Consider the following 18152-nt stretch of genomic DNA (forward strand, 5'->3'; position numbering starts at 1 on the left):
CTGAGAAACGACAATGATCGGCACATTGAGTTCGCGGGCCAGGTTCTTGAGCATGCGAGTAATCTGCGCCACTTCAAGGACGCGGCTTTCGACCTTCTCACCAGAGGCAGCAAGCTGGAGGTAGTCGACAATGAGGAGTTCCACCTTCGCTGTGACTGCAAGACGCTTTGCCTTCGCCCGTATCTCGAGAGCCGTCAGCCCCGCCGCGTCGTCGATATACAGGGGTGCTTCCGATAGCTTGTTGCTGACCTGTGTCAGCGCCTGCCAGTCCTCCTGCGACAGATAGCCCGACCGAAGCTTGTCCGCCTCGATCATCGCTTCTGACGATATGACACGTTCGGCCAGTTGCTCTCGGGACATCTCCAGGCTGAAGATGCCTACGGGCTTCTTCAGGCGGACGGCGTTGTACGCAGCAATGTTCAATGCAAGCGACGTCTTACCGATGCTTGGCCGCGCTGCCAGGACGACCAGCTCCTGGGGCTGGAACCCGCCGATCTGAAGATCCAGGTTTTTGATACCAGTGGCAATCCCGCGAATAGAACCTCTGTGATCATACCGTTCCTGCAGCACCCGGAACGTGTCCGGGAGGATGCGTTCCAGTGGCTGAAAGTCACCGCGAACCATACCCTGAGACGCTTCGTAGATGAACTTCTCCGTCCGGTCGATCAACTCCATGGCTGTAACGGTGGGAGAGAACCCCAGCTCGTAGATGTCGCGGCCCGCACGTATAATACTGCGCTTGATCGATGATTCTTTGATAATCTCAGCGTAATACTTGACGTTCTGGGTTGTCGGGACAAGCTCAGTGAGTTTGGCCAGGTATGCCACACCGCCAATGCGATCGAGGTCGCCATGACTCTTGATGTCGTTGCTCAGAACGATGACATCGACAGGCTTGTTGGACGCTCGGAGGCGGAAAATGGAGTTACAGATGGCGACGTGTTCATCGAAGTAGAAGTCCTCAGGCTTGAGATAGTCCATGACTTCGTCGACGGTGGTATTTGAGACAATGAAGGAGCCGAGCAGAGACTGCTCGGCTCCCATATCATACGGTGGAACGACGTTCGCTGGAGTCGAACTGGATTCGTTCTGTCCAGCTCGTGGGCGGGCTTCGTTTATCTGTGCATCACTTCGATCGGCCATCCTCAGACAATTTCCGCCACGGTGACGGAGACGAGGGCAGTGACCTGGGGATTCAGCTTCAAAGCAATCGCATATACACCAAGTGCCTTGATGGGTTCATCGGTACTCACGGTTCTCTTCTCCACTGCGACACCGAGTTGACTGCCAATGGCCGCAGCGATTTCGTCCGGAGTGATAGCGCCATACAGTCTCCCCTGTGGCGTCGCTTTGGCGCGAACAGTAACCGACTGGCCTGTGAGTTTCGCCGCCAAGTCCTGGGCCCGCGCAAGCGCAACATCCTTTTCCTGAGACACTGCCGTCTTGTGTTTGCTGAGGGCGGCGACTCTCTCGGATGTTGCCTCGATAGCCAGACGCTGGGGAAGGAGGTAATTGGCAGCATAGCCCACAGAAACGCTGACCACGTCATTCTTGTGGCCTACGCCCTTGACGTCGGCGAGCAGGATTACCTTCCTGTCCATGGTTGGTGTTGAACTACCGATTCACAAACGGCAGGAGAGCCATGACGCGAGCTCTCTTGATGGCACCCGCAAGGGCACGCTGGTGCTTCGCACACACGCCTGTCGCACGGCGAGGGAGGATCTTGCCCTTATCGCTTACGAAACGGCGCAGCCGTGAAGCATCCTTGTAGTCGATATCATCAGTCCTGTCAGCGCAGAATGGACAAAACTTCTTACGCGCGCGAAAGTAAAACGATTTCTTCTTGCCGGTCTTGCTTGGTTTCTTGAATGGTGCGTTTGGCATAGTAGTCTACTCCTTCATCTCAGTTGAATGGCACGTCGTGGTCTTCAGAGCCGGAACCCTGCTGCAATGATCCCTCGGGGACTTCAAAGTCCTTCAGAAGGTCATCTTCGCCGGGCGCTTCAGCGGGCTCACCGGAACTCTGACGGTTCTGAGGAGTACCGATGATCTCAAATGTTGTAGCCACGATCTCGGTAGCACGCTTCTTGGTTCCGTCGTTGGCCGTATAGTCTCGAATGGACAAACGTCCCGTCACGAGAACGCGCAGACCCTTCTCAGCCGACTTCTCGATCTTGTCGGCAACGAAGGTCCATGCGTTGATGTCAACGAAGAAGGCTTCTTCCTTCCAGTCACGGACAGACGGATCTTTGGACGCGTTCCAGCTCCGGTTCACAGCAATTGAAACACGGGCTGTTTTCTTGCCCGAGGGTGTGTAGCGGATATCTGGATCCCTGGTAATCCTGCCTGTGAGGACAACCTGATTGAGGTCGTTCATCCTTACGCCTCAGGTGCAGGCGTGGGTTCAGATACTGGAACAGCTGCTGGAGCGGGTTCAACTACCGGTGCAACTACTGGAACGGGCTCAAGTACTGGGGCAGCTACTGGAACGGGTTCAGGGGTAGTTTCCTGAGCGATGACAGTCTCAACTGGAACGATAGTCTTCTTGTGCTCGGGTCGCGTAACCATCCAGCGGATGACATTTTCGTTCACTCTCAGCTGCTGTTTGAGGGCGTCGACTTCGCCAGGCTCACACTCAAATGCGACCACCCAGTAATAGCCATCCTGCTTCTTGTTGATCGGATATGCCATGCGACGACGGCCCCATGGGTCTGCCTTCAAAATCGTGCCCTTCGATGAGATGAAGGACTGAACGGTAGTGGCGACAGCCGTAGCTTCTTCCTCCGGCATTGTCCCGTCCACAATAAACATTAATTCAAACTCTCTCAACAGTTCCTCCCTTTGGACTTAGATTTCGGCCGTCTTCACGACGGCAGAGAGCGAAAATAGTATATGCAGGAGCTGAAGCGATGCAACCGGAGAAACCCTTCACGGGGGCATCCGGTTGCATCGCCTTGAAGTGAAATGAGCTAGCGGGCCTTCTCCAGGAATGTCTTGTAGGCCAGATAGCAGGCATAGAGATCTGCCTTGCTCGCCAGTTCTTGTGGGGCGTGCATCGACAGAAGCGCAGGGCCGGCGTCGAGCGTTTCGATACCACGCTTCGACAGGAACTTGGCTACAGTGCCACCACCACCGACGTCCACTTTGCCCATCTCAGCTACCTGCCATGGAACCTTGGCCTCGTCCAGTAATCCAAGTACTTTGTGGAGAGTCTCGGCGGAAGCGTCATGGGCTCCGGCTTTGCCTCGTGAGCCAGTGAACTTCGTGATCACAATGCCGTTGCCAACAGTGGCAGCGTTTGTCGGTTCGAACACATCCAGATAATTAGGGTCCATACCTGCACCGACGTCGGCGCTGAGCGCCATAGAGTGCCAGAACACCTGTCTGGCCGTGGTCTTCTCTCCAGCTTCCAGGATGAGCCGCTCAATGACCAGTTCAAGGAACTCGCTCTGCATGCCAGTGTCGCCGTCACTGCCAATCTCTTCCTTGTCAGCGAGGAAAACGACCTGCGTGCGCTCAGGCTCCATTTTCTGGTCCAGCAGGCCGCGCAAGGCCGTGTAGCCGCAGATCCTGTCGTCGTGCCCGTAGGCGAGAATGAGCCCTCGGTCAAAACCAACTTCCCGAGGCTTCATTGCTGGCACAAGCTCCAGCTCAGACCCGGCGAAAGCTCGCTCCTCGACGTTGAGCTGCTCGGCAAGCATCTTCAGAACGTTCGTACGAACAGGCGTCTTGTCGTCCTTGTCATCAGCGGGTACGTGGCCGACGATTGCGTCGAGCGCTTCGCCCGAAACACCTTCGCTCAGCTTCTTCTCTGCCTGAGCCTGCCCAAGATGTGGAAGGATGTCGGAAATGTTGAAGACGGGATCGCTCTCTTCCTCACCGATGCGCAACTGAAGTTTCTTCCCTGCCTTGTCATAGATCACACCATGCAGGGCAAGGGGGATCGTCACCCACTGGTACTTCTTGATTCCACCGTAGTAGTGGGTCTGGAAGAGGCCCAGCCCGGTGCTCTCGAAAAGCGGGTTTTGCTTCACGTCGATGCGTGGAGCATCGACGTGCGCGGCCACAATGTTGACGCCCTCGCCGAGAGGACGCTTGCCCAGCCTCACGATCACCGCGTTCTTGCCCCGGTTGATGAAAATCAGTTTCCCACCTTTGGGCAATGCTTTGCCAGAGAGAGCGTCGGCAGTCCTATAGCCGCTAGCCTGGGCAATAACCGTCGCTGCCTCGACGAACTCGCGTTCGGTCTTGGCATCCTTCATAACCGACATGTACTCTGCAGCCAGCTTATCGGTTGCTTTGCGATCGATGCTGCTCCAGGCAGATGTCTTGTTCAATCCGATTTCTTTGGACTTCATCATGTTTTACCTCCAAGTATGTGAAAAACCTAGGATACCTTGAAATTGTACCAAAATCAAACAACATGCTGAGTCAGAGGGACGGAGGAGCCCAGAATATTGCGCGGTGACTTGCTCGTTCTGGGTTCGCTCAGGCTCCCCCGTTGTCGCCCATGTCCTGCACCCATCCATGGGCCAACCCTGATCGCGACCACGTTCTCATGACCCGGTCATACTCCGCATCGGTGAGTTTCCGCCAGATGCCCAATGCACGGTCAAATGCTTTGTAGGCAGGGAAGTACTGTGTCATGACACTCACGTATGTCTGAAGTGACAGCCGGCCGGACACGAAGCCAAAGACCTCTCGAGCCATGTCGGTATGGTGCGGGAGAATGAGGTACCGCACAATGAGTCCTCGCGGGACATATCTGCCCTGCTCGTCCACGCTGATGTCTCCAACTTGGCGATGCATCTCGATAAGCGCACGCTCAGCGACCTGAACGTAATCAGCGACTCCCGAGAGTTGCATGGCGACAGCTTCGTCCGTATATCGAAGATCGCCCAGGTAGATGTCCACGATTCCATCCAGAAGAGCCAGCGTCGATGGCTCGTCGTAGCTGCTCGTATTGTAGACAATGGGAATATGCAGCCCCTCTTGTCGTGCTGCAAATACTGCTGCGAGCAACTGGGGAACCTGATGAGAGGGTGTGACAAAGTTGATATTGTGGGCCCCCTTCGCCTGGAGTTCGACAAGCGCGCTTGCGAGCTGTCCAACCGACATCTGAGTTCCATGGTGCAGTTGACTCAGCGGATAGTTCTGGCAATAACAACAATTCAGGTTGCAACCGCTGAGGAAGACCGCACCTGATCCTCGCGTCCCACTGACGGGAGGTTCCTCGCCACGATGCAGATTCCACACAAAGACCTTGGGCTTGAGAGCGACGCCGCAGTAGCCTGTATCTCCAGTAAGCCGATGGGCGCCGCAACGTCGAGGACAAAGATCACAGGTCGCCATGCGGCCATACGCGATCCGGATCCGGGCTCTGAACTCCGCATCCGACAAGTGGAGATACGACCCGTCGGCTTCGGCGACCACTTCCGGACTCGTCGCGACGTCCTGCCTCGGCACGGCGACTGTGTCTGAGTCTAGAGGCTCGTTTTCTGTACAGTCCATGCTCCAACCTGGTCGGCAATCTGCCGGATGTGTTCCAGAGCCACAGCAGCAAATGTTTCACGGTCGATAGCCTTCTGTTTGGGGCCGGGTTCAAGCGGCAAAAGCCCGTAGTTCGCGTTCGTTGGCTGGAAGTCCTCTCTGTCCTGTGTAACGTAGTCGACCAGAAGACCCATCATCGTCTGGACAGAAAAGACTGGTCGTGGAAAGCCGCGAAGCGAAGCAGCAGCGTTCAGTGCCGCAACGAGTCCCAGTGAGGTCGATTCCATGTATCCATCGACACCGCACAATTGTCCCGCTGCCCATACGCGTGAAAACGCTCCCAGTTGGAGGTCTGCAGACAGCACTGAAGGACCGCGCAGAAACGCGTTCCGGTGAATGAGGCCATACCGCACGTATTCAGCGTTGCGAAGGGCCGGTATCATGCCAAACACTCGTTGCTGCTCGGCGATGGCCAGAGAGGTCTGAAATCCAACCAGGCCAAGGACGGTTCCTTCATGGTTCTCCTTGCGAAGCTGGACGACGGCGAAGCAGTCTGCAGGTCTCTCCCGGAGACCGACGGGGCGCATCGGACCAAATCTGAGAGTGTCATCGCCCCTTCGCGCAATTTCCTCGACGGGCAAACANNCCCTCAAAGTACTTCTGTTCATCGGGAGTCTCGGGGAGGTGTTGTCTGGCAGATTGGAGCGTATGCACAAATGCATAGTACTCCTCCCTTGTCAGGGGACAGTTCAGATAGTCGGCGGCATCTCCCCCGCGGGAGCTCAAGAACGAAGAGTTGCGATCAACCGAATGAGCCCAGACGGATGGAGCGACGGCATCGTAGAAAAAGAGATTCTCGCACCCAAGGCGCTCCCGGAGTTCATGGAGAAAATCCGGACTGGTAAGCGGCCCTGTAGCAAGGATGGTTGGAACCGAGGAATCGAGTCGTCTGTATTCCTCTCTGCGAATGGAAATGTGGGGATCGCTCTGGATACTCTGAGTCACCAGGGCGCTGAACTGGTCCTTGTCGACCGCGAAGGCCTTGCCCGCAGGAAGACGGCTCGCATCAGCACACCGCACGATAGCAGAACCCAGGAGTCGAAGTTCGGCTTTGAGAAGTCCTCTCGCGTCCCGCAAGGCGTCAGAGCCAAAGGAATTGCTGCAGACAAGTTCTCCCAATCGGTCGGTTTCGTGGATATCGGTCTGGTGCAAAGGCCGCATTTCCCATAGCTCCACCGTCAGGCCAAGGCGAGCCAGAGTCAGCGCAGCCTCACTGCCTGCCAGGCCGCCCCCGACAACGCGTATATCAATGCCCATGCTGCAGTGGCTGGACGATAGCGAAGCTGTCGGGTCCCAGGCGCACCAGGAGGCCCCGGAGTTCAAGACTCGTCAGGACACTGAGTACCTGAGGCGCGGTATAAGCCAGGCGCTCGCACAGCAGATCCACTGAGGTGCAGCCTGTCTGAATGCAGCCTGCGATCGTCAGTTCCTGCTGCGACAGTGCCTCGGACGGGTGTTCCTCGGGGGCGGCCTTGAATCCAGGGAGTTCATCGAGAACGTCTTGTACAGACTGTACCAGTTTGGCACCAGACTTGATCAACGCGTTCGTTCCAACGTGTTGCGGGGCGTAGATAGAACCTGGGATCGCAAAGACTTCACGATTCTGTTCAAGAGCAAAGTTGGCCGTAATCAGAGATCCACTCTCCTTCGCAGCTTCTACCACGAGGACACCCAGCGAGAGACCAGAAATGACGCGATTGCGCTGTGGGAATGTATAGACCGTTGGCTGCATATGAAGATGAAACTCGGAAATGACGGCTCCTCTGTTGTTCTGCGCGATGCTCCGCGCGATTGGAACATGAATGGTTGGATAAATCTCGTCAATGCTGGATCCCAGGACTGCAATCGTTTGACCCCCTGCATCAAGACATCCGACATGGGCTGCCTTGTCAATTCCATAGGCGAGGCCGCTGACTACCACGAGACCTGCTGCTGCCAGCTGCCCAGCAAAGTCGGAAGCTGCTCTGATACCTTCAGGCGTCGGTTTGCGGCTGCCCACGATGGCAATGCAATCCCTGAGCAGAACTGTTGCGTCACCCAGAATCTGAAGGAAGACCGGTGGACGGTAGCATTCGAGGAGGCGACCCGGATAGGTCTCCGGCCCGTCGAACATCGTAATAAGAGAAGCCCCGAGGCTGTTGAGCTCGGCAATCTCCGTGTCGGCTTTTTCCAGGACACTGTTCCATTCAGCCAATGACACGTGCTTCCCTCGCGCCGAAGGCGACGCATAAAGCAGTTGGTCGAGCCTCTCCTGTGACACGGCCTCCAATTCACCTGGCGTCTCAAGCAGGGCCGCGAGGTCCCACTTGCAGACGCCAAGAGGCAGGAGGTCGAGAGCAAGAGCAGCTCGACCAAATGGCGAGATCATGAAAGGACTAGGCAGTCAGCTGCTTCTTCGCTTCGGCGACGAGGGTGGCAAACGTTTCCTTGTCATGAACAGCCATGTCAGCCAGAACCTTGCGGTCAAGTTTTACGCCGGCCTTCTTCAGGCTTCCCACGAACTTGGAGTACGTGATGCCATTAGAGCGACAAAGCGCATTGATACGCACAATCCAGAGTGCTCTATATTCGCGCTTCTTTTCCTTGCGGTTGAAGTAAGCATGGCGCTCAGCCTGTTGAACGGCCTCCCGTGCAGCCCTGTACCGTATAGAGCGTGCGCCGACATAGCCCTTGCTGAGCTTCAGTATCTTCTTGTGCCTTCTGCGGATCGAGCTTCCACCTTTAACTCTCGACATAGTGAGCCTCCATTAACCCTTGAGATACGGCACAAGTCTCTTCATGTTGCGAGCATCTGCGCCATGAAGAACACGCTTCTTCAGCATCTGTTTCTTCTTCGCCATGGACTTCTTACCAAGCTTGTGGCCATGGTTGGCGCCATACGCCATGATCTTGCCGGTACCGGTTATCTTGAATCTTTTGGCGGCTCCCCTGCACGTTCTGATCTTGGTCACTTTGTTTTTGATAGCCATGTCCTACTCCTTTCCGGGTCCTTTCATCTTGGCAAGCACTTCTTTGGATGGTTCCATCATCATTGACATATTGCGTCCCTGCATCTTTGGTTCCTGCGTGACTGTGCCGTACTCGGCAAGATCAGCAGCGACCCTCTTGAGCAGCGCACGCCCCTGGTCCGGGAAAGCCATCTCACGACCGCGAAACATGATCGTTACGCGAACACGGTTTCCGTCGGACAGGAATTCCTTGAGGTGCTGATTCTTTACGGTCAGATCGCCAACGTCGATGCGCAGCCGGTATTTCATCTCTTTCATCTCGACTGTGACCTGTTTCTTCTTGGCTTCCTTCTGCCGCTTCATCTGCTCGTACTGGTACTTTCCCAGGTCCATGATCTTGCAAACGGGTGGAGTGGCGTTGGGCGCCACGACGATCAGGTCGAGCCCCTTCGAGTACGCAAGTTCAAGAGCCGCTTCGGACGTCAATAAGCCCAGCTGACCATTGTTCTCATCAATAACACGGACTTCTTTCCAGCGCACTCTCTCGTTGTAAATCAGATCTGAATCCCTATTGATTCCACACCTCCAAAAAGAAAAATGGCGGCCGCTGTAAAACGGCCGCCATATAGTAGCACATTGGCGAACTCAAGAACCTCTTTGCTTAAAGCTGGAGGTAGAAGCCTTACCGGCTTCGTTTTACAGTGGCTCTACTCTTTCGAGCCTCCACGAGTATAGCAACGTTTCCGTGCAAAGCAACTAGGGGAAGATGACCTTGCTCTTGATCTCCCCGAGCACACGCTCGATGAACTGGTCGACGGCCACCACACCTTGATCGCCTTCATGCCGCATGCGCACGGCTACCGAGTCCACTGCTGCTTCCTTGGCGCCTATGACGGCAATATACGGGACCTTCTGCATCTCGGCATCGCGGATCTTCGCCTGCATCTTCTCTCGGCGGAGATCCATCTTGGCCCGGATGCCACGATCAAGCAGCCTGGCGGTGATTGCCCTGGCATACTCCTCCTGCACATCCGTGATGGGGACCACCTCGACCTGCACGGGAGCAAGCCAGAGCGGAAATGCTCCAGCATACTGCTCGATGAGAGTACCGAAGAACCGTTCCATGGAACCCAGCACGACGCGGTGCAGCATGATCGGTCGATGTTCCTTGCCATCTTCGGCGATGTAGGTGACGTCGAAACGCTCTGGTAGATTGAAGTCGACCTGAAGTGTCGGCCCCTGCCACTCACGGCCAATGGCGTCCACAAGCTTAATATCGATCTTTGGCCCATAGAAGACACCTTCACCTGGGTCGACCTTGTAGTCGAGATGCATTTCCTCAAGAGCCACCCTCAGAGCCTCGGTCGCCATCTGCCAGCCTTCGTCCGTTCCGACAGAGTGCTCCGGGCGGGTGCTGAGATAGATGTTGTACTTCGTAAACCCGAACGTCTCGATCATGTGACGAGTGAAGTCGAGTACTCCCTTGACCTCAGCGTCAAGCTGGTCCGGACGGACGAAGAGGTGAGCATCGTCCTGAGTGAACCCGCGCACGCGCAGAAGGCCATGAAGGACTCCCGACTTCTCGTAGCGATACACGGTGCCCAGTTCAGCCCAACGAAGCGGAAGGTCGCGATAACTGCGAACCTGCGACTTATAGATGAGAATATGGAAGGGGCAGTTCATCGGTTTGAGCATGTACTGGTCCTCATCGACCTGGATCGGTGAGTACATGTTCTGCTGGTAGAAGCCCCAGTGGCCAGAGGTCTTCCAGAGTTCAAGATTCGCTATGTGGGGGGTGTAGACAAATTCATATCCACGCTTGATATGCTCAGCATGCCAGAAATCCTCGATCTCCTTGCGAACAATGGCTCCCTTGGGATGCCAGAAAACCAGTCCCGCGCCGGCTTGCTCCTGTATGCTGAAGAGGTCCAGCTGCTGCCCCAGCTTGCGATGGTCGCGCTTGGCGGCCTCTTCCCGGGCCGTTACAAAATTGACCAATTCTTCCTTTGACGGGAAAGCCGTGCCATAGATGCGCTGAAGCATCTTGTTCTTCTCGTCCCCTCGCCAGTACGCACCTGCGATGGAGAGAAGCTTGAAGTGTTTGAGGTAGCTGGTGGAAGGAATATGCGGTCCACGGCAAAGATCCGTGAACGCTCCCTGTGTGTAGAGCGAGACGGTCGTAGCCGGTATCTCCGAAAGGATCTCGACCTTGTACTGGTCGCCGCGTTCCTTGAAGAACTCGATCGCTTCGGCTATCGGCTTGTCTTGCCGCGTGAAATGCTCACTGCGCTCGGTAATCTCGCGCATCTTCTGTTCGATTGCAGCGAGATCATCGGAGGACAGCGTTTTCGACATGTCGATGTCGTAGTAAAAACCAGTGTCGATAGACGGTCCGATGGCAAGCTTGGCATCCGGATAGAGCTCCTTGATGGCCTCGGCCATGATATGTGACGTACTGTGGCGAAGGATTTCGAGCCCATCGCTCGTGGCCGTGCTCACAAGCTGGATGTCGTCGGTCGTGGATGGGATCGTCGTCAAGTCTACGAGCAAACCCCCAACCCTGGCAGCAACGATGGAACGCTTTTGCTGGGGAAAGAGCTTCTGAACAGCCATGAGGATAGACTCGCCATCAGTGAAGGAGTATTGAGACGATACGTCGTCGAAGACAATTCTGATATCCATGTCCGCTCCCTGAAAACTTAGATGGTGGGCGATAGAGGAATCGAACCTCTGACCTCTTCGGTGTCAACGAAGCGTTCTACCTCTGAACTAACCGCCCACAAAACCGGACTTGCTGTAGTATACACAGAACACGCTCGCCTGCAAGCCCTATGAGTCGGGGCTGCCTGCATACCGCTACCCAAAAGGCTTTCGACCCACAGGGCCTCACGTCGAGCGGGTCAGAACAGCCACCTTGCTGCCGTAACATATGAGTATACTGTTGCTTGTATGCAGACGTCAAGTGAGGAGACAAGGAGATGTCATTCACAGCGCAGAAGCACGTTCGACAGGTCGTGGCCACACTTGAGGAGACCTATCCCGAGAGAGGCACCGCTCTGGAGTTCAACGACCCATGGCAGCTGCTTACGGCAACAATACTCAGCGCCCAGTGCACAGACGTTATGGTCAATAAGGTTACCCCACGTCTGTTTGCTGCCTATCCCGATCCATATGCTCTGGGTCACGCTGATATTCTCGCTGTCGAAGAGATCGTCAAACCGACCGGCTTCTACCACAACAAGGCGAGGGCCATCATTGCCGAGTCGCTCGAACTCTCCGAAAAATGGGGGGGCACGGTGACTCCCGAGATGGATTTTCTCACGGCACTCCCTGGCGTTGGACGCAAGACCGCCAACGTCGTCCTTGCGCATGCGTTCGGCAAGCAAACTGTTGTTGTGGACACACATGTGAAACGCCTGACCTATCGCATCGGACTGAGCGAGAGCCTTGTTCCGGAGAAAGTGGAACAAGACATTATGGCTGCCGTTGCCGAGAGCCACTGGAACTCACTCTGCGACGCGCTCATCGCTCATGGACGATCTGTCTGCAATGCTCGCAAGCCGGATTGCCAGTCTTGCGCTATTACTCGACTCTGTCCGAAGAACGGGGTACCTGAGGCAAAGGTTCCACGCTGACAGGAGGGTTTTCCAGTTGTGCGGCATGGTCTCGTTCGTAGCGAAACAGGTACTCGCCGAATAATCCGCAGTGAGGTCCAAGGACTGCTGGTGCGTGGTCCCTGACAGTGCGAACCTCTGCTGATGTCATCCCGAGAACATGTCGGAGGCCCCGGTCAACCCAGACATCAATGGGAAAGGCCTCGTCTCCTCCATAGGCAAACAGATCGATACATGCCGCCACCTTCGGACCGATGCCGGCGAATCCCCGGAAGTAGTTTTGCCGCTCCTTCGATTTCATCGCTCCCAGGTTCTGCAGGGTTGCTTCGTCGGGAAGTTCTGCGAGCAGGTCAAGGAACCAGCGGGAGCGGTACCCAAGCCGCAGGCCTTCTACAGCTGACGAAGGTAGCGTGCGCAATTCGTTGATGGATGGGAAGAGATACAGGTCGCTGTCGGCGATGGTCCGCCGATTGGATGGAAAAAGTCTCGCTATGGCGTCGAGGCGTCTGCCTACCAGGTTGACCGTCGACTGGACGGACAGCATATAACCGACGGTGGTCTCGAGGATAGGCTGCCTGAGAAGATGAGTTCCTCGAGAATACACAAATACATCACGCAGTAGACTCGCCCGCCCCCGGAAGTGTTGGCAGAGAAAGGCCAGTGATTCATCTGCTGACTGATCAATGTTATGTGCCAAGTCCAGGAACTCGATGACCCGTTCGACACCCCCATGATCAGCCACGAAGCTGATGCGCAGTGTCTCGTCCCTGTTCTCAATGCGCATCGCCAGATCTCCGCAAACGCCTTCAAAGGCGTCGCCTGCGCGTCGAAACCGAAACGTCTGTCCACAACTCAGCGTAGAGCCAAGAGTGTAGGGGGCCGGGGGACGGACAATCACATCCATGATGTTGGGACCAGCCACGTCCGAGAGAATGCAACAGGCCACGGTCCCGACACTTTTTCTGGTGGCGGTCCGTGGCCTGGTTGTGTCAAGATTGCTCCCGATCAGGGTCGCTCCCAGTTGCCGAAGGGGTGCCTGAAAACACCACGTTCAGTGACGATACCTGAAAGCAGTTCGTTGGGGGTCACATCGAACGACGGGTTGAAGGCATGTGCACCTTCTGCGGCAACACGCTGGCCTGCAAATGACAGGACCTCATTCTCGTCGCGCTGTTCTATGGGGATCTCGGCGCCCGAAGCAATCGAAAAATCGAAGGAACTCAACGGTGCCGCCGTGTAGAACGGTAGCCCATGGTACTTGGCCAGAACAGCCAGCTGGTAGGTCCCAATCTTGTTGGCAAAGTCTCCGTTCGAGGCGATGCGATCGGCACCCACGATGACCTTGGTGACCATCCCATGCGACATCATGAAGCCAGCCATTCCGTCAGTAATAAGATGGAACGGAATACCTGCGGTCACGAGTTCCAGAGCTGTCAGTCGTGCTCCCTGAAGGTACGGCCGCGTCTCGAGAGCAATGACCTGAATTTTCCTGCCTTGCTTGAACGCTTCGTTGATAGAGCCGAATGCTGTGCCATACCGATAGGTCGCAAGAGCGCCGGTATTGCAGATGGTCATGACGGTATCTCCATCTTGAAACAGTTCGGCACCATACTTCGACAAGGCGAGATTGCGGTCCTCGTCGTCCTGGGCAAGCCTGTCCGCGAACGCAGCCAGTTCATCGGCCGCTGCCTGTGGGTTCTTGCCGAGGCTCGGCGCTCCGTCGGCCAGAGAACGATCGACGGCCCAGGCAAGGTTCACGGCAGTGGGCCGGGCGCTCTTGAGATAGGCACCGGCGTCGAGGACAAACTGTGCAGGCTGCGGAGTCGTCCGCGCCTCCCGGGCAGCCAGAGCCATACCATACGCAGCGGCGACACCAATTGCAGGAGCCCCGCGAGTATTCATGTTCTTGATGACCAAATAGACATCCCTGTAAGACGTACACTCAATCCACTCAGTCTCGAAGGGGAGTCTGAGCTGGTCGAGTACACGCAAACTAGAGCCTGTCCATAACAGGCTCCGAAGTTCTTCACTCATTCGTCGAAGCGTCGAATCAGGCTGTGGCCTTCAGCTTCTTGAGACACTTGCCACACACACGAATTCGCTGGACTCTGCCGTTCATCTCTACCTGTACCGTGTGAAGATTCGGCAGGAAACGACGAGAACTACGCTGAATGGAATGGCTGACCGTGTTGCCTACCATTGGACCCTTGCCACAAATAGTGCATACTCTGCTCATTTCGATGGACCTCCATGAAAAAGTAGACTAATTCTATGTCAAAGACCAACGAATTCAAGTTTGGTGGTATAATCGAATACCACATTTTGCCTGGAGAGTGGATATGACTGATACAAAAGGTAAAGTCGTTCTCAGCAGGAATGCAATGGAGGAAATCCTCCGGCTGGCCACCCTGAATGTTTACGGCGTAACAGGGTTGGCTCCCGTCACATTCGCCGAACGCTTCACCGGCGCTTTTGCGCTTCTGTCGACACCGAAGGGCGTCGATGCTCGGATCAGAAAGGATGGCACAATCGAAGTGACCGTCCATGTGCGGCTCCAGTATGGTCTTCGCGTTTCCGAAGTCGCCCGCACCATTGCATCACAGGTTCGTTATGTCTTCTGCAGCATGACGGGGATCGCGCAGGAGAGAGTCGAGCTGAATGTCGTGGTCTGGTCCATTCGCGTCGAAAACGAAAACGAATAGCAACACTTCCGGAGGATATCTTGAAAGAAATCGGTTACAGTGAGCTTGAGGCGCTGTTCACGGCTGCTCTCGCCAGCCTCGAATCCCGCAAAGCCTTTATCAACAGCCTGAACGTTTTTCCCGTGCCTGACGGAGACACTGGCACGAACATGTCCCTCACTCTCCGGACTGCTCTGGAGGAAGTACAGAAGAGCCAACCCAAGTCCATGAAAGAGTTGGTTTCGACATTGTCCGCCGGATCCCTCATTGGGGCGCGCGGAAACTCAGGCGTCATCTTGTCACAGATCATCCGCGGCATGGCTACAGCAGCAGACAGTAAGCCGGTACTGACAACAACAGATTTCACACAGATGCTCACCAAAGCGACCGAGGTAGCATACAAGGCGGTGGTCACGCCAGTAGAAGGAACAATCCTGACCGTCGTCAGACGCATGGCCGAGAGTGCGGCCGGGTTACATCAGGAAGATTACACGGATTATCTGGCCGAGGTCATCAGGACAGGACGACAAGCGGTCATGGAGACAACTGGGCAGCTTCCCGCACTGGCAGAAGCCCATGTGGTGGATGCCGGTGCTGAGGGTCTTGTGACACTCCTGGAAGGTATGTTGATGAGCCTCCGGGGTGAGACGGTTGCCTCCGGGAAACTGACACTCGAGGATGAGATCGAGGAACATGTCGGCCCGCAGGACCTGACGTATCGTTATGACACTGTGATCCTGGTAGCTTCCGACACACTGCCGGAATCCCAAATCCGTGCGAAACTGACTGAACGTGGCGACAGCCTCGTCATGGCGTCGGCGGGCGGCCTTACCAAGATCCATGTCCACACCAACGAACCATACGACACTATCCAGTACCTCATGAAGTTTGCCCCGATACGGGAGGGACGCATCGAGGATATGCAATACCAGGCAAACGAGTATGCCAGCGGCCCGGCATCCGGGGCGGATTCTTCCTCAAAGCCACTCGCTTCGACGGATGGTTGCGGTGACGAGGACGTACAGCGTGCATACGTGGTCGTGTCACCGGGACCAGGATTTGACGAGATCTTCCGCAAACTTGGAGCACAGATCATCGTGAGCGGCGGAGACACGATGAATCCACCGACTGAGGCTTTCGTTGATCCTATCAACGCGTGCAACGCCAAATCTTTCCTGGTCTTCCCGAACAACAAGAATATCATCATGGCCGCACAACAGGCCGCCGACCTCATCGACAAGGACGTGCACGTATTGAACGCTCGTCACCCGGTGCAGGCTATCAGTGCGCTGGTTCAGCTGGCTTCCTGTGGTCCCGATGACGACTGTCTGACAGTCGCAAACCAGGCCATCGAATCGACAGATTTTTTTGCGGTCACATGTGCAACCAAGAATGCCACAGTCTCTGGAATGCTTGTCCATGAGGGCGACTATATGTTGCTCGTGGATGACAAGCTTGTGGGACTGGGACAATCGGTCGAGGGAGCGCTGGCGCACCTCAGCGAGTCCCCCATCACTTGGAATGACAAGTCTCTGGTATCGGTTTACCGGGGAGCCGACTTTGCTGAAGCGTCATTCGATGCGCTCGTTGCGACGTTGACCCGACAATTCCCTGATCTTGAGATCCAGCCTTACTACGGAGGGCAGGCCTTCTACGGTGTCGTGGGGTCGGTCGAGTAATGGACAGCGCTCAGTTGAGACAACAGGTGACGATCGCCGTCGACAGCCTGACACGACGTATCGGACAGTCGTACGAGGTTACTGTTGTTCTCGGATCTGGTCTGTCGAGCTTCGTGGACCGGATGGATGCACGGACGGTCGTTCCCTACGTCGAGATTCCGGGGTTCCCTGTGTCGACAGTCAAGGGGCATGCCAGCGAGCTTGTTGCGGGGAGCATCGGTGGACACAGAGTCTTGTGCTTTGCGGGTCGCTTTCATTACTACGAGGGTTATGACGCTGCCACGGTGACCATCCCTGTCCGAGTTGCCCAAGCCCTGGGTGTTCGTACCGCCCTCTTCACGAATGCGGCGGGCGGCATTGCGGATCGTCTGCGACTAGGGGACCTCATGGTCATCGAAGACCATCTCAACCTGCTTACCGCAGACAGCCCACTTCGAGGTCTTTCCGACGAGGTGTTCGGCTCCAAATTCGTGAACATGTACAGTGCGTATGACCCCACGGTCACGCGAGCGCTCAAATCAGTGGGCGAACATCGTTCGTTGCCGATTGCGTCCGGCGTTTATGCAGCACTGTCTGGCCCTCAGTTTGAGACCCGTGCAGAGATTAGAATGCTGCGGATTCTAGGAGCTGATGCGGTCGGCATGTCCACGATTCCCGAGGTTATTGTGGCAAACCAGGCTGGCATGCGCGTTGGCGGTGTCTCGGTCATTACGGACCTTGCGACCGATACGGTCACCGAGCTGAGCCATGACCAGGTGCTCGCCACGGCGCACCGTGCCGATGAACACCTGGCAGAGTTGCTGGCCGGTGTCATTGAGGGGACCGAGTGGTGAACAGGAACTTCGCGGAACTTATCGAGCAGAAGAAATCCGGCGGCGAACTCTCGGAAGAAGAGATCTCGTGGTGGATTGATGGTCTTGTGGGTGGCTCCATTCCGGACTACCAGACGTCGGCAATGCTCATGGCCATCTATTTCAAAGGGATGAACGCTCATGAGACCTCCTGGCTCACGCATTGCATCAGTACAAGTGGAGACGTTATCGACCTCTCTTCGCTGAAGGGAGTGAAGTGTGACAAGCACTCATCGGGGGGTGTTGCCGACACAGTGTCTATCCCCCTCATCGCCATTGCCGCAAGCTGTGGTGCCGTGATGCCCAAAATGTCAGGAAGGGGCCTCGGGCACTCTGGTGGAACAATCGACAAGCTCGAGTCGATTCCGGGTTTCGACGTGAACCTGACGTCACTGGCGTTCATGGAGATCGTCAACCGTCTTGGTGGAGCCATCATGGCTCAGACCGGCGATGTAGCTGTAGCCGACAAGAAACTCTATGCCCTCCGCGACGTGACGGCAACGGTTGACTCTGTGCCTCTTATCGCATCCAGCATCATGGGCAAGAAACTTGCATCCGGTGCCGACGTGATCGTCCTGGACGTGAAGTGGGGATCTGGAGCTTTCATGTCAAGCGAGTCGGAGGCCATCGAACTGGCGAAGACCATGGTTGGCATAGGAGAGGACAATGGCAAGACGACAGTTGCCTATGTGACGGACATGAATGAGCCGCTGGGCAACGCCGTAGGCAATGCCCTCGAGATCGTCGAGGCCGTCCAGGTTCTCAAGGGGCATGGCCCGGCCAAACTTGTCGATGTCATATTGACGCTCTGCGACGAGATCCTCATGCA

22 protein-coding genes and 1 tRNA gene are annotated in these 18152 nt (G+C 55.9%); 5 read left to right on the plus strand and 18 right to left on the minus strand.

All coding sequences use genetic code 11. From position 1 onward, the window contains the following. The 15 genes from SMC5_RS04910 to SMC5_RS04980 all read right to left on the minus strand — a co-directional run. Nucleotides 1-1143 (minus strand): replicative DNA helicase (locus SMC5_RS04910; protein ID WP_133299165.1); only part of this gene is annotated, 1143 nt, incomplete at its 3' end. Between the two features lie 2 nt (nucleotides 1144-1145). Then, a complete protein-coding gene (rplI, locus tag SMC5_RS04915) occupies nucleotides 1146-1601 on the minus strand; it encodes a 50S ribosomal protein L9 (RefSeq protein WP_119119836.1) in 456 nt (151 codons plus the stop codon). A 13-nt stretch (nucleotides 1602-1614) separates the two neighbouring features. Further along, nucleotides 1615-1884: a 30S ribosomal protein S18 gene (gene rpsR / locus SMC5_RS04920; RefSeq protein ID WP_119085711.1), complete on the minus strand. Its 270-nt coding sequence runs from the start codon at nucleotides 1882-1884 to the stop codon at nucleotides 1615-1617. Nucleotides 1885-1903: 19 nt separating this feature from the next. Then, nucleotides 1904-2377, minus strand: coding sequence for a single-stranded DNA-binding protein (locus SMC5_RS04925; protein WP_119119837.1), 474 nt, complete (start codon nucleotides 2375-2377; stop codon nucleotides 1904-1906). 2 nt (nucleotides 2378-2379) lie between these two features. Beyond that, the gene (gene rpsF / locus SMC5_RS04930; protein ID WP_126854948.1) at nucleotides 2380-2829 is read right to left on the minus strand and encodes a 30S ribosomal protein S6; all 450 of its coding nucleotides are present in this window, start codon (nucleotides 2827-2829) and stop codon (nucleotides 2380-2382) included. 140 nt (nucleotides 2830-2969) lie between these two features. Further along, nucleotides 2970-4361 carry an aminopeptidase gene (locus SMC5_RS04935; protein WP_119119839.1) on the minus strand — a complete coding sequence of 464 codons (1392 nt, stop codon included), beginning with the start codon at nucleotides 4359-4361 and terminating at the stop codon, nucleotides 2970-2972. Between the two features lie 127 nt (nucleotides 4362-4488). After that, nucleotides 4489-5511: a 4Fe-4S cluster-binding domain-containing protein gene (locus SMC5_RS04940; protein ID WP_119119840.1), complete on the minus strand. Its 1023-nt coding sequence runs from the start codon at nucleotides 5509-5511 to the stop codon at nucleotides 4489-4491. Further along, nucleotides 5484-6131 (minus strand): FAD-dependent oxidoreductase, encoded by a 648-nt coding sequence (locus tag SMC5_RS04945; RefSeq protein ID WP_165848981.1) that lies wholly within the window; start codon nucleotides 6129-6131, stop codon nucleotides 5484-5486. The genes SMC5_RS04940 and SMC5_RS04945 overlap by 28 nt, the downstream gene beginning before the upstream one ends. Continuing rightward, the gene (gene trmFO / locus SMC5_RS04950; RefSeq protein ID WP_119119842.1) at nucleotides 6097-6807 is read right to left on the minus strand and encodes a methylenetetrahydrofolate--tRNA-(uracil(54)-C(5))-methyltransferase (FADH(2)-oxidizing) TrmFO; all 711 of its coding nucleotides are present in this window, start codon (nucleotides 6805-6807) and stop codon (nucleotides 6097-6099) included. The genes SMC5_RS04945 and trmFO overlap by 35 nt, the downstream gene beginning before the upstream one ends. Further along, nucleotides 6797-7918, minus strand: coding sequence for a DNA-processing protein DprA (gene dprA / locus SMC5_RS04955; protein WP_119119843.1), 1122 nt, complete (start codon nucleotides 7916-7918; stop codon nucleotides 6797-6799). The genes trmFO and dprA overlap by 11 nt, the downstream gene beginning before the upstream one ends. Before the next feature lie 7 nt (nucleotides 7919-7925). Then, complete coding sequence (rplT, locus tag SMC5_RS04960) at nucleotides 7926-8285, minus strand: 50S ribosomal protein L20 (protein ID WP_119085720.1); 360 nt, start codon at nucleotides 8283-8285, stop codon at nucleotides 7926-7928. 12 nt (nucleotides 8286-8297) lie between these two features. After that, nucleotides 8298-8519 carry a 50S ribosomal protein L35 gene (gene rpmI, locus SMC5_RS04965; RefSeq protein WP_207799080.1) on the minus strand — a complete coding sequence of 74 codons (222 nt, stop codon included), beginning with the start codon at nucleotides 8517-8519 and terminating at the stop codon, nucleotides 8298-8300. A gap of 3 nt (nucleotides 8520-8522) precedes the next feature. After that, entirely contained in the window at nucleotides 8523-9038 is a 516-nt protein-coding gene (gene infC / locus SMC5_RS04970) for a translation initiation factor IF-3 (protein ID WP_207799082.1), read from the minus strand. A 216-nt stretch (nucleotides 9039-9254) separates the two neighbouring features. After that, entirely contained in the window at nucleotides 9255-11180 is a 1926-nt protein-coding gene (gene thrS, locus SMC5_RS04975; RefSeq protein WP_119119845.1) for a threonine--tRNA ligase, read from the minus strand. A 22-nt stretch (nucleotides 11181-11202) separates the two neighbouring features. Beyond that, nucleotides 11203-11277 (minus strand) — tRNA-Val (locus SMC5_RS04980). A 199-nt stretch (nucleotides 11278-11476) separates the two neighbouring features. Between SMC5_RS04980 and nth the strand changes: the two genes are divergently transcribed. Continuing rightward, nucleotides 11477-12133, plus strand: coding sequence for an endonuclease III (gene nth / locus SMC5_RS04985; protein WP_119119846.1), 657 nt, complete (start codon nucleotides 11477-11479; stop codon nucleotides 12131-12133). On the opposite strand, the gene SMC5_RS04990 is transcribed toward nth, so the two are convergent. The 3 genes from SMC5_RS04990 to rpmB all read right to left on the minus strand — a co-directional run bounded on the left by SMC5_RS04990 (nucleotide 12081) and on the right by rpmB (nucleotide 14348). Continuing rightward, on the minus strand, nucleotides 12081-12896 hold the full coding sequence (locus SMC5_RS04990; RefSeq protein WP_119119847.1) for an N-glycosylase/DNA lyase: 816 nt from the start codon (nucleotides 12894-12896) through the stop codon (nucleotides 12081-12083). The two genes, nth and SMC5_RS04990, sit on opposite strands and share 53 nt — an antisense overlap. Before the next feature lie 221 nt (nucleotides 12897-13117). Beyond that, entirely contained in the window at nucleotides 13118-14146 is a 1029-nt protein-coding gene (gene mtnA / locus SMC5_RS04995) for an S-methyl-5-thioribose-1-phosphate isomerase (RefSeq protein ID WP_119119848.1), read from the minus strand. A gap of 16 nt (nucleotides 14147-14162) precedes the next feature. Continuing rightward, a complete protein-coding gene (gene rpmB, locus SMC5_RS05000) occupies nucleotides 14163-14348 on the minus strand; it encodes a 50S ribosomal protein L28 (protein WP_119088999.1) in 186 nt (61 codons plus the stop codon). A 103-nt stretch (nucleotides 14349-14451) separates the two neighbouring features. Here rpmB and SMC5_RS05005 point away from each other — a divergent pair, with 103 nt between their 5' ends. The 4 genes from SMC5_RS05005 to SMC5_RS05020 all read left to right on the plus strand — a co-directional run. Then, nucleotides 14452-14814: an Asp23/Gls24 family envelope stress response protein gene (locus SMC5_RS05005; RefSeq protein WP_119119849.1), complete on the plus strand. Its 363-nt coding sequence runs from the start codon at nucleotides 14452-14454 to the stop codon at nucleotides 14812-14814. A 20-nt stretch (nucleotides 14815-14834) separates the two neighbouring features. After that, on the plus strand, nucleotides 14835-16472 hold the full coding sequence (locus SMC5_RS05010; protein WP_165846250.1) for a DAK2 domain-containing protein: 1638 nt from the start codon (nucleotides 14835-14837) through the stop codon (nucleotides 16470-16472). Continuing rightward, nucleotides 16472-17305 (plus strand): purine-nucleoside phosphorylase, encoded by an 834-nt coding sequence (locus SMC5_RS05015; RefSeq protein WP_119119851.1) that lies wholly within the window; start codon nucleotides 16472-16474, stop codon nucleotides 17303-17305. Before SMC5_RS05010 ends, SMC5_RS05015 begins: the two co-directional genes overlap by 1 nt. Continuing rightward, nucleotides 17302-18152: thymidine phosphorylase (locus tag SMC5_RS05020; RefSeq protein ID WP_119119852.1), on the plus strand; the 851-nt coding region annotated here is incomplete at its 3' end. The genes SMC5_RS05015 and SMC5_RS05020, both read left to right, overlap by 4 nt.

The organism is Candidatus Cryosericum odellii, assembly GCF_003570935.1.
In the GTDB taxonomy this organism is placed as follows: Bacteria; Caldisericota; Caldisericia; order Cryosericales; family Cryosericaceae; genus Cryosericum; species Cryosericum odellii.